Consider the following 13,348-nt stretch of genomic DNA (forward strand, 5'->3'; position numbering starts at 1 on the left):
CTCTCAGATGAGTACACCGGGATTGAGGATTCCGTTGGGGTCCAAGGCGTTCTTCGCCGCACGCAGCGCCGCCGCGAACGGTTCGGGGCGCTGCCGGTCGTAGGTGGGACGGTGGTCGCGGCCGACCGCGTGGTGATGGGTGACCGTGGCGCGGTGCTTCAAGAGGGTTTCGCTCGCCGCGGCCTTGATCTCGTCCCACATGGACAGTTCCGCGCCGGGCCGGCCGGGGGCGATCACGGTGAAGTAGGGAGCCGCGCCGTCCGGATACACGTGGGTGAACCGGCAGTTGAGCACGCCGTCCGCGCCGCAGATCTCGCGGACCGCGGCGCCCACCTCGGTGCGCACCGCGGTGATCAGCGCGCCGATCCGGTCCCAGGTCGTCGCGGTCTCGAACGTCTCCACGATCGCGCCCATCCGAGCAAGGCCGTCGCGTAGGTACGGCATCCGCAGGAACGCCGACCGCCACGCCTCCACGGCGTCCCCGGAGCCGGAGCCAGAACCGGCTCGGGCGGTGCCGCCGTGCTGACCGGCGATGTCCACGGCCAGCGCCAGCCGGTCGTCCACCGGACCGATCGAGGACTCGAAACCCAGTACCAGCACGGAGTTCCGGCCGTCGCCCGCACCGGAGAACATCGCCTCGCCCTGGTCCAGCAGCCGGCAGTTCGCCGGATGCAGCCCCGACTGCGCCACCGCGCGCGTCGCCTCCACGGCGGCGTCGAACGAGGAGAACGACACCGACGTGGACGCCTTGTGCGACGGGCGATCCTGCACGCGCATCCACGCCTCGGTGATCACCCCGAGAATGCCCTCGGACCCGAGGAACAGCCGATCCGGCGACGGGCCGGCACCCGACCCGGGCAGCCGGAACGACTCGCTCACGCCGGCCGGGGTGACCACCCGCAGCGACTCGACCAGGTCGTCGATGTGCGTGTACAGCGTGGCGTAGTGCCCGCCGGCGCGGGTGGCGAGCCAGCCGCCGAGCGTGGAGAACTCGAAGCTCTGCGGGAAGTGCCGCAGCGTCAGCCCGTGCGGGCGAAGCTGGTCCTCCAGTACCGGGCCGAGCGCGCCGGCCTGGATCCGCGCCGCACGGCTGACCTCGTCGATCTCCAGCACGCGATCCATCCGGGTGAGGTCCAGTGACAGCACGCCCCGATGGTCGCCGCTGTGATCGCCGCCCCGGTATTCCACTCCGCCGACCACCGACGAGCCGCCGCCGTACGGGATCACCGCCACGTTCGCCGAGCCGGCCCAGTCCACGACCGACACCAGCTCGGCCTCGGTGCGAGGGAGTGCCACCACGTCCGGCGCGGCGCGCACGTCGCCGCGCAACGCGCGCACCACGTCCCGGTACGCCTTGCCGTAGGTGTGCCCGGCGCGATGCTCGGGACCGGTCGAGCAGAACGGGCTCAGCGTCGCCGGAACGTCCACAGTGGACGGCGGGAGGTCGAGGTCGGCCACGTCCGGCACCGGCAGTGGCTCGTCGGCGAGGCCGGGCAGCATCGCCGCCATCGCGACGCACTCTCCGTCCGGCACGGCCGCGTCCGTCCAGCCCCAACCCCACCACGATCGTGTGCGCTTCACGCCAGCACGGTACCCAGAGAAGAGACCAGAGAAGAGAGAGGCGGCGGGGAGAGAGCTCGGGTGCGGTTGCTCATCTCCCCGCCGCTGGGCGGGCGCCCGCGACTCCGCGTCAGGAGTGACCCGCGCTGCCGGGGGTCGCGGTCATCGGCGCCACGGATCACTGTCCAACCTCGGCGGCCGCGAAACAACCGGGGTGCCACCCCGTAGGGATACGTATCTATTGCGCCTGTTCACGGGCTGATTGCGCCATCTGGCTGGCGTTGCTTCCTCCCGCCGCGCACACGTGCTTAATGTGCCCGGAGCAGCTCAAAGGGAGTACTGATGGCGCACGGCAACGGGACCGGTTCCCGGTTCTCGACGGCCTCGGTCTGGCGGCCCACGACGGATGTGGTGGGGCGAGCCGACGAGCTTGCCGCTCTGCTGTCCACGGTGACCTCACCTCCGGCGGTGGCGTTCGTCGCGGGCGAGGCCGGGATGGGCAAGACCAGACTGCTGCGCGCCGCCGTCGACACGCACTGGAACGGCAACCGGTGGACGGCGATGGGCTTCTGCCACGCCGGCACGGCGCCGTTCCGCTACGGCCCGGTGCTCGACTGTCTGCGTTCGGTCGGCCCGAGGATCGCCGGTGCCATGCTGAACCCGGTCACCGGCGCGCTGCGGCCGTACCTGCCGGAGATCGCCGAGATCCTGCCGCCGGACCCGCCGAGGTTGGACGACGGCAACGCGGCCCGGCACCGGCTGTTCCGTGCCGTGCGCGAGGTGCTGGTCGCGGTGGGCCCGAGCGTGCTGGTGCTCGACGACGTGCAGTGGATCGACGACGACACCCGCGACCTGCTGCGCTTCCTGCTCGCGGATCCGCCGTCGGGGCTCGCGCTGGTGCTGGCGTACCGGCCGGAGGAGCTGTCCGACGGCGGCCCGCTCGGCGCGACCGTGTCGCCGGGGCCGGCCACCACGATGCTGCGGCTGGACCTGCGGCCGCTGGACGTGGACGGCGTTCGCGCGCTGATCACCGAGGCGGCACCGGACGCGGCCGCGCCGGGCGAGTACGTGGCCGCGGTGCACCGCCACTCGGCCGGGATTCCCGTGGTGGCAACGGAGATCACGCATTCGGTGCTGGCCGCCGGCCTGCCGTCCAAGCCGTCGTCGGTGACGATCGTGCCGGTGCCACGGTCGGTCGCGGAGAGCACCGTGCGCCTGCTCGCCGAGTTGGACGACGACGCGGTGGCGATCGTGATGGCCGCGGCGGTGGTCGACGAGCCGGCGACGGCCGATCTGCTCACCCAGGTCGCCGCGCTGGACACGATGCGGGCGCGGCCGGCGCTGGTGTCTGCGTTGCGCGGCAACGTGTTGGTGCGGCTCGGCGCGAATCGCTACGGGTTCCGGCACGCGATGGCGCGGCGCGCGGCTTACGAGCGGCTGACCGGACCGGAGGCCGAGGACCTGCACGTGCGGGCGCTGCGAGCGTTGCGCAAGCGCCGGCCGGTGCCGTACGTGCGGCTGGCCGAGCACGCCAGGTGTGCGGGTCGGCTTGCCGACTGGGTGGCCTACGCCGAGGCGGCGGCGGACGCGGCGGCGGCGTCCGGGGACGCGGAGAGCGCGGTCGGGATCCTCGGCCGGTTGCTCGCCGAGCCGGACCTGCAACCGTCCGATGTGGACCGGATCGCGCCGAAGTACGCGCGGGTCGCGGTGTCCGGGCTGGATCAGCACGACGTCACCGATTTACTGGCCAAGTTGATGGCCGATCACCGGCTGTCCGACGAGGTGCGCGGCGAGATCCGGCTCAGTCTCGGGTTGTTGCTGCTGCGCCAGGAGGACGGTCTGGAGGCCGGGCGCACCGAGCTGGAGCTGGCGGTCAGCGAGCTGCGCGGGCGGCCCGAGATCGCGGCGCGCGGGATGACCGTGTTGGCCGAGCCGTACATCGGGTTGTTGCCGGTGGAGGAGAGCCTGCGGTGGATGCGGCGCAGCGAGGAGGTGCTCGACGCGTGTTCTGATCGCCTGATGCGGCTGACGCTGCTGGCGAACGTGATCGCGAACCGGGCGCACACCGGGGACACGGCGGCGCACGAGATGGTGCACATGCTGCCGGACCGGGTGACCTGCGCGCGGGAGCAGCGCGAGTTGGCGCGGGCGCACTGCAACCTGGCGGACGCGTGGTCCTGGCTCGGGCACTACGAGCGGGCGCGCACCCAGTTGGCCAACGGGCTGCGGCTGGCCGAGGACTGCGATGCCCGGTACATCGTGAGCGTCGGTGTGACGACCGAGCTGCGGCTGGACTGGCACGCGGGTGACTGGACCCGGTTGGCCGCGCGGGCGCAGGGGTTCCTGGAGTCACACTCGGAGTTGTTGCCGGTCACCTCGGAGTTGTCGCTGGTGCTCGCGTTGCTGGCGGTGGCGCGCGGTGAGTGGGACGACGCGACGCGGTACTTCGAGCAGACCGGCCTGCGCACGCCGGCCAACGCGATCACGCCGGTGGTGATCTCCGCGAGTGCCGGGATGGTGCGCATGATGTTGTCCCGCGATGATCCGGATGGTGCCGTCGCGGAGGCGGCGCACGGCCTGGACGTGTTGCGCGGCAAGGGAATCTGGGCGTGGGGCGGCACGCTGGTGCCGGCCACGGTGGCCGCGTACTGCCGGGCGGGCCGGGTCGAGGAAGCGGAGTCGCTGCTCGGTGAGTTGCGGTCCGGGATCGACGGGAGCGACGCGCCGCTGGTGCGCGCGAGCCTGCCCGCGTGCGAGGGCGACATCGCGGCCGCGCATGGTGCGCTGGCCGAGGCGGTGGAGCGGTATGACGCCGCGTACACGGCGCACACCGGTCTGTCGCAGCCGTACGAGGCGGCGTTGCATTCGGAGAGCGCGGCACGGTGCCGGCTGCGACTGAACGAGGCGTCGGCCACGGAGTTGCTGACCGGCGTGGCGGACACGTTCGACCGGCTGGGTGCGACCAGGGACGCGGCGCGCTGCCGGCACCTGCTGCGCGGCAACGGGTCGGTGACACCGTCGCGGCGGGGGCGGCGTGGGTATGGGAACGAGTTGTCGCCGCGTGAGCGGGACGTGGCGCGGCTGCTGGCGGGGAACCTGACCAACCGGGAGATCGGGGATGTGCTGTTCCTGTCCAAGCGGACGGTCGAGCAGCACGTCGCGAATGTCCTGCGCAAGCTGGGGAAATCGTCGCGCTCCGAGCTGGTCGGAAGCGATGTGGTCGAGCGGCTGTAGAAGATTTCCAAGATTTTTCGGCACTTGATGTCGAGATGGCGTGTTCCGGTTCGACGTAGTGGTGAGGCCGACGGAACGGCCCGCACCGCAGGACCGGAAGGAGAGAGCAATGAACACCACGACCGCGACAGTGACCACGCTGCCGACCCCGTTGACCAACCGGGACCGCGCGGTGCTGCGGGCCGTCGCCGCTGGACGTTGTGAGATGGCCGCCGTCGGCGGATCGCTGATGGTGGACGGGTTGTGCTGCTGTGACCAGTTCGCCGGTACGCGGCTGAGCACAGCGGGCCTGATCGCCTGTGCCGGACACGGATCCCGGACTGTGACGCTGACCGCGTCCGGTGCGGCGCTGCTGGAGGTGGCGTGATGACCACGACGGCGGCGTTGACGAGGTTGGACCGTTGTGACGGGTGTTCGGCAGCGGCCGCGCACCTGGTGGTTCTGCCCGAGGGAGAGCTGATGTTCTGCGGGCACCACGCGCGCAAGCACGGCGCTCGGCTGAGGGAGCTGGGCGCGATCGTCATACCGGAAGGGTCAGCAGTAGATCCGACAACCGCGATCGAGGAGGGGCCGTAGGTGTGGCGGTGGGATGTTCCAACCGTTCCAGCGGACGTCGAGCCGCTCGAGTGCGGGGAGTTCAGCGAGCCAGCCGGGGAGTTCGGTGAGCCGGTTCGCGCGGAGGTCGAGTGTGTGGAGGCGCTGGAGCAGGCTGATCTCGCGGGGGAGGTCCTCCAGCCGGCAGCCGCGCAGGGAGAGCGTGCGGAGTTGTGTGAGGCGGCCGAGTGGTTCGGGGAGTTCAGCGATCGGATTGCCGTCTAGGTGAAGTTCGCGGAGTGCGCCCAGTTCGCCGATCGAGCCGGGCAACGCGGTGATGCCATTGTCCTGCAAGCGAAGTTCGACCAGCGCGCGCCATTCGGTCCACTGTGGAAACTCGATGATCCGGTTGTCGGAGAGGTTGAGGTACTCCACCGTGGACAGCCGGCAGAGTTGTTCGGGAATCTCGTGAAGCCCGGTGTCGGCGAGGTAGACGAAGCGGAGTTGGCTCAGCTCACCGAGGCTCTTCGGGAGTCGGTGAAGTCGCCGGTTGCGGTTCAGATCGAGCACCCGGAGGTCGCGGAGATCGCCGATCCACTCCGGTAGTTCGCCGAGGTCGTTGTCGTGCAGGTACAGATGGGTGAGCCGGCGCAGCGCGTGGAGTTCGTCGGGGAGTGCGGTGATCCGGTTCCACCCCAGCGCCAGCTGCGTCGTGTCGGCCGATTGCCACGCCTGTTCGGGCACGGTGTCCAGGTCACGGCGCGACAGATCAACCATTGTCGCCGGATCCACGCGCATGGTCGGGATGCTAGCTGCACTCATGCTGCGTGCACGGTGACGTCGAAGCCGAACGGCTGGTCGTAGGAGTGCGTGTCGCCGATGGTCAGCGAACCGTCGGAGCGCTGCACCATCAGCAACTGCATCGCGTTGCGCGACGCCACCTCCGGCTGCGGCTGCGACCGGCGCAGCTCGTCCAGCGCCGCACCCTGGTAGGCCGGGTAGTACCGCAGGCTGTCGGCGTCGGCCACCGCCGTGGTCAACGGCTCGCCGAGCGGCTCGGTCTGCGCCATCTGCAGCCGCACCCGGCGCACCGGCACCTCGCCGGCCACCTCGCGGACCAGGCCGCCGAGCCACGCGCCGGTGCACAGCACGACGACGTCGCCGGCGTGCCGCTCGCCGTGGTCGTCGACGACTCCGGCGTCGGTCAGCGCGCGCACCTCGCGGCCGGGCACCCAGGTGTAGCGGCCGGACTCGATCAGCGCTGAACGCAGTGCCGGCTGGGCGGTGCGCGGTTCGACGGACGCGTCCGCGTCGCACCACAGCGCGCCGAGGCACTCGCCGCGCAACGCCGGATTGATCTCGCGAACCTCTTGTGCGCCAACGAGTTTCGTGTTCCGCTCGGCCGCGTCCGCGCGGGCCACCAGCTCGTTCGCCACGGTCAGCTCGGCCTCGGTACGCAGTACGGTGAGCGAGCCGGACGGCCGGAAACCCAGTGCCGGCACGCGTTCGGCGATCTGCTGCCACAGCGTCCGCGCCCGCAGCGCGGTGCTCAGTTCCGCGCCGTTCGCGCGACCGCTGACCCAGATCAGCCCGAAGTTGCGCACCGAGGCACCCCGCGCCTCGGGCTCGCGCTCCAACTGGACGACGTCGTGGCCGCGCTGGACGGCCTGCCAGGCGTGCATGGTGCCGAGCACTCCGCCGCCGACGATAAGGATTCGCACGCCGAACACAGTCAGCTCTGACGACGAATGCGCGGTGGACCGCGAGCCAACGACGGGTGAACCGGCCTCGAATATTGGACTAGACGTGTTATCTGTTCGTTATCCTACGGCGGCGTGAGATGTCGATGGCACGGAGATGAGACGCGACACCGCGAAGGTCGCGGCCATGAGACAACGACAAGCAGGCCTACTCGCCGCGGTCGCGTTGCTCGCCTCGGGGGCCAGCGTCGTCCTGACCGCGCTCCCGGCGGCAGCGCAGGACGCCAGGGCCATCGGCACGGTGTCGATGGGGGAGAACTCGCGGCTGTCCGCGGCGGTGTACGACGAGCGGGGGCAACTCGTCCGGCACCTCTACGATCTCGCCCCGCGTGCCGGGAAAGTCAACCTGACCTGGGACGGCAAGGACGACTGGGGCCACGATCTGCCGCACGGCAAGTACAACTGGCGCGCGATCAGCACCGGCGCCGTCGGCGCGCCCGACGGGCAGGCGGGCGACATGGGCAAGCCGGTCCCCGGCGCGGCCTACGAGCGGTCGGAGAACCCGGGCAACGCCACCGCCGTCACCTACGGTCCCGACGGCGACCTGTACATCCAGTCCAACGGCGAGGAGTTCCAGCACGACGTGCGCCGGTACAAGCCGAAGAACCTGGGCACCGGCGAGGAGGTGTGGACCGGCCCGCACGGCTACGACGGCTGGCGGGATCGCGGTCACGCCATCGCCGTGGACCAGGAGTACGTGTACGCCGCCTCCATCGGACGCACCGGCAAGGTCGAGACGCACTACACCGTGCAACGCAGGCGCGCCGACACCGGTCAGCACGCGCCCTGGGGCACAGCCGGTGGCGAGATCCGTCTGGCGGACAACTGGACTGGCCTCACCCCGGTGACCGGGATCGCGGTGGACGGCAAGTACCTGTGGGTATCCGACACCGCGGGCAAGCGGATCCGCGTGTTCGACAAGGCCACGGGGTCCGAGACGCCGGTCGGTCTGTCGCTGGACGCCGCGCCGCGCGGCATCGTCACCGACGGCAACGGCCACGTCTGGGCCGCCGTCGGCGACCACGTGCGGCACTACGTGCACGACGGCGGCACCGTACGGGAGGTCGGCCGTAGCACCGCGCTCGGTCGCCCGTACGGACTGGCGCTGCACCGCTCGGCGCTCTACGTGTCCGACCTCGCCGCGGGCACCGTCCGCGGGTTCGACGTCTCCGGCACGGCTCCGGTCGAGCGGCCGGTGCCGTGGCGGCTGTCGAACATGCGCGGCCCCGGTCTGGTCACCGACACCACGTTCGGCTGGAAGTTCGACACGGGCTCGATGGTGGACGGGGGCGACGCGGCCATCGCGGTGTCGCCGGACGGAGGCACGCTTTCCGTTGTGGACCACCACAACGGGCGGGTCATGTTCTACGACACGACCACCGGAGCACCCCGCGCCGAACGCCTGCAGAGCGTGAACGGCCCGACCCCGGACGTCGACGTGACCGTGGGCCAGGACCTCCTGTTCAGCCAGAACCGGCAGTACGAGGTGAACCACCTGGTGACCGACCAGAGCTACGGCCGGCCGTGGCGGCTGCGGGCCAACTGGTCGCCGGTGGACGATCTCGGCAACCACACCGTCGACAGCTCGGTGATCCGCACCCTGAACGGGCAGCGGTACCTGTACGCGTTCGCGGCGCAGCGCTGCGGCGCGGGAAACCTGACCGACCCGAACAGTCCGCCCAGCAACTGCCTCGGACAGCCCGGGTCGTTCCCGTTCGGTGGCGTGCTGGTCTATCGCCTGCACCCCGACGAGCAGGGCATGACGCGGGTGGCACAGCTGCGCCGGTTGGGTCCGTCCGGCGGTCCGCGAAGCGACTCCGAGGTCTTCCCGCGCATGACGTTGACCACCGACACCAACGGCAACGGTGCACTGGATCCCGGTGACCTCACCGAGCAGACCTCGCACAAGGGATATCTGAACGGCAACCCGTCGATGTGGGTGGACGACAAGGGCACCATCTGGTTCGCCAACGCGACCACGGTCGAGCCCGGCAAGCCCGCCGTGCCCGGCGTCGCGCGACTGCAGGCGCACCTCCCGTTGCTCGGGAGCCCGCGGTACCGGCTCGAGGACTTCCACATCCAGCAGGGCACCCAGTCCGACCTGGACCCCGGCACCGGGCGCGCCACCAACTCCGGCGCGCAGGTTGTCCATGACACCAAGAAGAATCGGCTGTTCACCACGGTGGACACCACCGAGTTCAACCAGTTCGCCAACGGCGGCGGGAACGCGGTCGCGATGCTGGACGTGCGGACCGGTCAGCGATCGGTGTTCAGCGGATACTCCCGGTTCGAGGGTCCTCGGTACCAGCACCGTGACTCGCCGACCGGGATCGCGGTGGACAGCTCCGGCGGTTACTTCTACACCGGCGGCAATTCCGGCGAGGGGCAGCGGATCAGCATGCACACCTGGGACGGTCTGCCCGTCGCCAGGGCCACGAGCCAGTTGCCGGCGGTCTCGGCCGGCCTGCTGGACCGCGGCATGTCGCTCACCGCGTTCACCCACTGGGCCGGCACCCATTTCGCCTACGCACAGGACGACGGGTACGGCACCAACCAGCGGTACGCGTTCACCGGCGTGCACACCGTGCACCGGTCGGGCAGCGACCCGGAGACCGGCTCGACCAGCGGACAGTTCGAGATGAACTGGTCCCACCCGACCGGCAACGACCTTGTCGCGCACTGGCGGATGGACGGCGCTCGCTCGAACACCCAGACGGTGATCGACAGCACGACCGGAAACCATTGGGGCACTTACGATTCCGGGCACAACGCCAGATGGCGGCCGGCGGGCGGGGTGCGTGACGGCGCGCTGTTCTTCGAGCGTGCCAACAAGGACATCGTGACACTCGGCAAGCGGGCCTCGTCACCGGCGGGCGCGGACAACCTGTTCGACGACAGCACATATCCCGGCATGAGCGTCGCGACCTGGTTCAACACGACCAGCAGCGGCGTGCTCGTGAGCTACCAGGACGCGGTCAGCCGGCCGACATCCCAGCCGTCGCAGTCGGTTCCGCTGGCCTACGTCGGCGAGGACGGCAAGCTGTACGGCGGAGCACTCACCGCGCCGGGCTGCACCACGCCGCGGATGGCCTCGCCCGACACGGTCAACGACGGCACGTGGCACCACGTCGCCGTGGTCGCGGAGCGGGACCAGCAGGTCATGTACCTCGACGGCCGGGAGGTCGGCCGGATCGCCTGCGGCCGGTTCACCGAGGATCTCCAGTTCTCGCTGCTCGGCGCGGGGTACACCAAGGCGGGCACGTGGCCGTCCACGCCGAACACCGATGGCTACTTCCACCTGGACGGCGGGCTCGACGACACCCGGCTCTACCGGCGGGCCCTGTCCGCCGAGGACGTCGGGTATCTCGCGACGCCGCCGAAGCCGTCGGGACCGCTGGCGCACTGGACCTTCGACGAACAACACGGCGAGTTCGCCGCCGACGTGTCCGATCACGGCAAGGAAGCGGCCGTCGTCAAGGGCACCTGGCGCCCGCACCCCGACCGGCCCGGCGGCGCGCTGGAGTTCAACGGCACCAGTACGAGGGCCACGGTGCCGCGCACGATCGGGACACTCTCGCCGCAGACGGTCGCGGTGTGGGTGAAACCGGCCGCGCCCGGTCCGGTGTTCGGCGACCAGCGCGGCGCGTACCCGAGCACGATGGTGGACCACTGGGCGTCCGCGGGTTACGGCTCGATGTCGAACACCGCGATCCGGGTCGCCGCCGACGGCACCGTGCACTCCGCGTTCGGCCTGCTCGATCTTGCCAGTCAGCCGGGTGGGCCGAACCTGCTCGACGGCGGGTGGCACCACGTCGCCGTCGTCACGGACAGACAGCCGGAGCCCTGCACTGAGCCGCAGGGGTGTCAGCGCTGGAGTGGAACGCTGTACCTGGACGGTCGGCCGGTGGCCAGCCGCGTCGCCGACGGGCTCAACGCGGGGTGGCAGACCACGCTGCGTCCGGACAACCAGTTCGGCGCGGCGCGCGACGACGCGGGGGAGTGGTCCTTCTTCACCGGTCTGCTCGACGACGCGATGATCTACGACCGGGTGCTGACCGCGGGGGAGGTGGCGGCGCTGGCCGCCGCGCGGCCCTGATCCGTGCGGGGCCGGTTCTCAGTCGTCCGCGCGCATGTGCGTGGTGAAGGAGAACCGGTCCCCGCGGAACAGGGAGCGCACCCGCTCGATCGGCCGGCCGCCGGCGTCGGTGGACACCCGGTGCAGCAGCAGCATCGGCAGCGCCGGGTTGGTGCCGATCAGCAGCGCCTCGCGCGGGGTGGCCAGCACGGTCTCGATCCGCTCGTTCGCCTCGGCGAACACCACACCCAGCTTGTCCGACAGGCAGGCGTACAGCGAGGAGCTCGGGTCGAACACCTCCAGCAGCGTGGGAAACCGTTGTGCGGCAAGGTAAGTCGACTCCAGGCCGACCCGCTCGCCGTCGGCCAGCAGCACCCGCTCGATGTGGATCACGTCCGCACCGGGTTCGATGTCCAGATCGCCGGCCAGGTCCTCGCCGGCGTGCAGCGTCTCCAGCGTGATCAGGTTGCGGCCGGGCTCGATTCCCTTGCGGCGCAGGCGTTCGGTGTAGCTGACCAGGGACAGCCGCTGCACGATCTTGGGGCCGGCGACGTAGGTGCCGCTGCCCTGACGGCGGGACAGCTTCCCCTCGAGCACCAGCTCGGTGACCGCCTGCCGCAGCGTCACCCTGGACACGTCGAACCGCTCGGCCAGCTCGCGCTCGGTGGGCAGCACGGCACCCTGACCCAGCTCCTCGATCAACTCGAGCAGCCGCACCTTCACCGCGTAGTAGCGCGGAATTCGGCCGTGCTCCGGGATTCCCGCACGCACCGGGCCGTCCGCCTGGTGCACCGTTCGCTGTTCGGCACGCACGATCACCGAGGGTACGCGGAGCGGATTGTCGGTCTTCGATGCGAACATATGTTCGTGTCGACCGGTGCCACGATCCTGCATGCCGACCTGGACGCGTTCTACGCGTCGGTCGAGCAGCGGGACGACGCCGCGCTGCGCGGGCGGCCGGTGATCGTCGGCGGCGGGGTGGTGCTGGCCTGCAGCTACGAGGCCAAGCGCCTCGGCGTGCGTACGGCGATGGGCGGGCGGCAGGCGTTGCGATTATGTCCGCACGCGCGGGTCGTGCCGCCGCGCATGTCGGCGTACTCGACGGCGAGCAAGGCCGTGTTCGAGGTGTTTCGGGACACCACGCCGCTGGTCGAGGCGCTGTCCATCGACGAGGCGTTCCTCGACGTCGGCGGGCTGCGCAAGATCGCCGGCGCGCCGGCCGACATCGCCGCCAAACTGCGCGCCGACGTGCTGGCGCGGGTCGGGCTGCCGATCACGGTCGGTGTCGCGCGCACGAAGTTCCTCGCCAAGGTGGCCAGCGGCGTGGCCAAGCCGGACGGGTTGCTGGTCGTGGAGCCGGACGGCGAGCTGGCGTTCCTGCACCCGCTGCCGGTGGAGCGGCTGTGGGGCGTCGGCAAGGTGACCGCGGCGAAGCTGCACGACGCGGGGCTCTCCACGGTCGGCGAGGTGGCCGAGCTGGCCGAGACCGCATTGGTGTCGATGCTTGGCCGCGCGTCCGGGCGGCATCTGCACGCCCTGGCGCACAACCGGGACCCGCGCCGGGTGAACACCGGGCGGCGCCGCCGGTCGATGGGCTCGCAGCGCGCGCTCGGCCGCCGCGAGCGGTCACCGGACGAGCTGGACCAGATGCTGGTGTCCATTGTGGACAGACTGTGCCGGCGGCTGCGCGGCGCGCACCGGGTGTGCCGCACGGTGGTGCTGCGGCTGCGGTTCGCCGACTTCTCCCGCGCCACCCGCTCGCGCACGATGGTGCAGGCCACCGACGAGACCACGGCGATCCTGATCACCGCGCGCACCCTGTTGCGCGACGCGCTGCCGATGATCGCCGAGCGCGGGATCACCCTGATCGGGCTCTCACTGTCCAATTTGGACAACGACAACGCGGTGCAGCTCGCCCTGCCGTTCGACGAGCACGGCGGCCCAGCGCTGGACATCGCGCTGGACCGCCTGCGGGACCGGTACGGCTCCAAGGCCGTCACCAGAGCCGTGCTGCTCGGCCACGATCCCGGTATCTCGGTGCCCCTTCTGCCCGACTAGGAGTGCGCTGAACAAGGCCCGCGAGGGTGGTGGCCCACCACCACGTTGGGCCGTATGTGCATCACCCTCACGTTCCCCGCGCCCTGATGATCTTGGTTGACCTGGGCTTTCTCCGTGGCTGACGGAC

General features: G+C 70.7%; 9 protein-coding genes. 5 read left to right on the forward strand and 4 right to left on the reverse strand.

The window, feature by feature from the left end; all coding sequences use genetic code 11:
- Window positions 1-3 precede the first annotated feature (3 nt).
- Window positions 4-1,581 (reverse strand): FAD-binding oxidoreductase, encoded by a 1,578-nt coding sequence (locus EV193_RS21885; RefSeq protein ID WP_242613563.1) that lies wholly within the window; start codon window positions 1,579-1,581, stop codon window positions 4-6.
- Window positions 1,582-1,902: 321 nt separating this feature from the next.
- Here EV193_RS21885 and EV193_RS21890 point away from each other — a divergent pair, with 321 nt between their 5' ends.
- From EV193_RS21890 to EV193_RS34210, 3 genes are all read left to right on the forward strand, one after another.
- Entirely contained in the window at window positions 1,903-4,794 is a 2,892-nt protein-coding gene (locus EV193_RS21890; protein WP_130346056.1) for a helix-turn-helix transcriptional regulator, read from the forward strand.
- A 109-nt stretch (window positions 4,795-4,903) separates the two neighbouring features.
- Complete coding sequence (locus EV193_RS21895) at window positions 4,904-5,161, forward strand: hypothetical protein (protein ID WP_130346057.1); 258 nt, start codon at window positions 4,904-4,906, stop codon at window positions 5,159-5,161.
- Entirely contained in the window at window positions 5,161-5,370 is a 210-nt protein-coding gene (locus tag EV193_RS34210) for a DUF7455 domain-containing protein (RefSeq protein WP_130346058.1), read from the forward strand. The genes EV193_RS21895 and EV193_RS34210 overlap by 1 nt, the downstream gene beginning before the upstream one ends.
- Here EV193_RS34210 and EV193_RS21905 read toward each other — a convergent pair.
- Both EV193_RS21905 and EV193_RS21910 read right to left on the reverse strand, forming a co-directional pair.
- Window positions 5,329-6,126 (reverse strand): leucine-rich repeat domain-containing protein, encoded by a 798-nt coding sequence (locus EV193_RS21905; RefSeq protein ID WP_165401455.1) that lies wholly within the window; start codon window positions 6,124-6,126, stop codon window positions 5,329-5,331. The two genes, EV193_RS34210 and EV193_RS21905, sit on opposite strands and share 42 nt — an antisense overlap.
- Window positions 6,127-6,146: 20 nt before the next feature.
- A complete protein-coding gene (locus tag EV193_RS21910; RefSeq protein WP_130346060.1) occupies window positions 6,147-7,049 on the reverse strand; it encodes an FAD-dependent oxidoreductase in 903 nt (300 codons plus the stop codon).
- A gap of 166 nt (window positions 7,050-7,215) precedes the next feature.
- On the opposite strand from EV193_RS21910, the gene EV193_RS21915 reads away from it, so the two are divergent.
- On the forward strand, window positions 7,216-11,184 hold the full coding sequence (locus tag EV193_RS21915) for a LamG-like jellyroll fold domain-containing protein (protein WP_165401456.1): 3,969 nt from the start codon (window positions 7,216-7,218) through the stop codon (window positions 11,182-11,184).
- Between the two features lie 18 nt (window positions 11,185-11,202).
- Here EV193_RS21915 and EV193_RS21920 read toward each other — a convergent pair whose 3' ends face one another.
- Complete coding sequence (locus EV193_RS21920; RefSeq protein WP_423202205.1) at window positions 11,203-11,979, reverse strand: GntR family transcriptional regulator; 777 nt, start codon at window positions 11,977-11,979, stop codon at window positions 11,203-11,205.
- A 45-nt stretch (window positions 11,980-12,024) separates the two neighbouring features.
- Here EV193_RS21920 and dinB point away from each other — a divergent pair, with 45 nt between their 5' ends.
- Window positions 12,025-13,221: a DNA polymerase IV gene (dinB, locus tag EV193_RS21925; protein WP_130346063.1), complete on the forward strand. Its 1,197-nt coding sequence runs from the start codon at window positions 12,025-12,027 to the stop codon at window positions 13,219-13,221.
- Window positions 13,222-13,348: the final 127 nt, after the last annotated feature.

It is taken from the genome of Herbihabitans rhizosphaerae (genome assembly GCF_004216555.1).
Lineage (GTDB): Bacteria > Actinomycetota > Actinomycetes > Mycobacteriales > Pseudonocardiaceae > Herbihabitans > Herbihabitans rhizosphaerae.

Coding starts and splice junctions, on each gene's coding strand:
- EV193_RS21890 (WP_130346056.1), top strand. CDS start 1,903: ATGGCGCACGGCAACGGGACCGGTTCCCGGTTCTCGACGGCCTCGGTC.
- EV193_RS21895 (WP_130346057.1), top strand. CDS start 4,904: ATGAACACCACGACCGCGACAGTGACCACGCTGCCGACCCCGTTGACC.
- EV193_RS34210 (WP_130346058.1), top strand. CDS start 5,161: ATGACCACGACGGCGGCGTTGACGAGGTTGGACCGTTGTGACGGGTGT.
- EV193_RS21905 (WP_165401455.1), bottom strand. CDS start 6,126: ATGCGCGTGGATCCGGCGACAATGGTTGATCTGTCGCGCCGTGACCTG.
- EV193_RS21915 (WP_165401456.1), top strand. CDS start 7,216: ATGAGACAACGACAAGCAGGCCTACTCGCCGCGGTCGCGTTGCTCGCC.
- dinB (WP_130346063.1), top strand. CDS start 12,025: ATGTTCGTGTCGACCGGTGCCACGATCCTGCATGCCGACCTGGACGCG.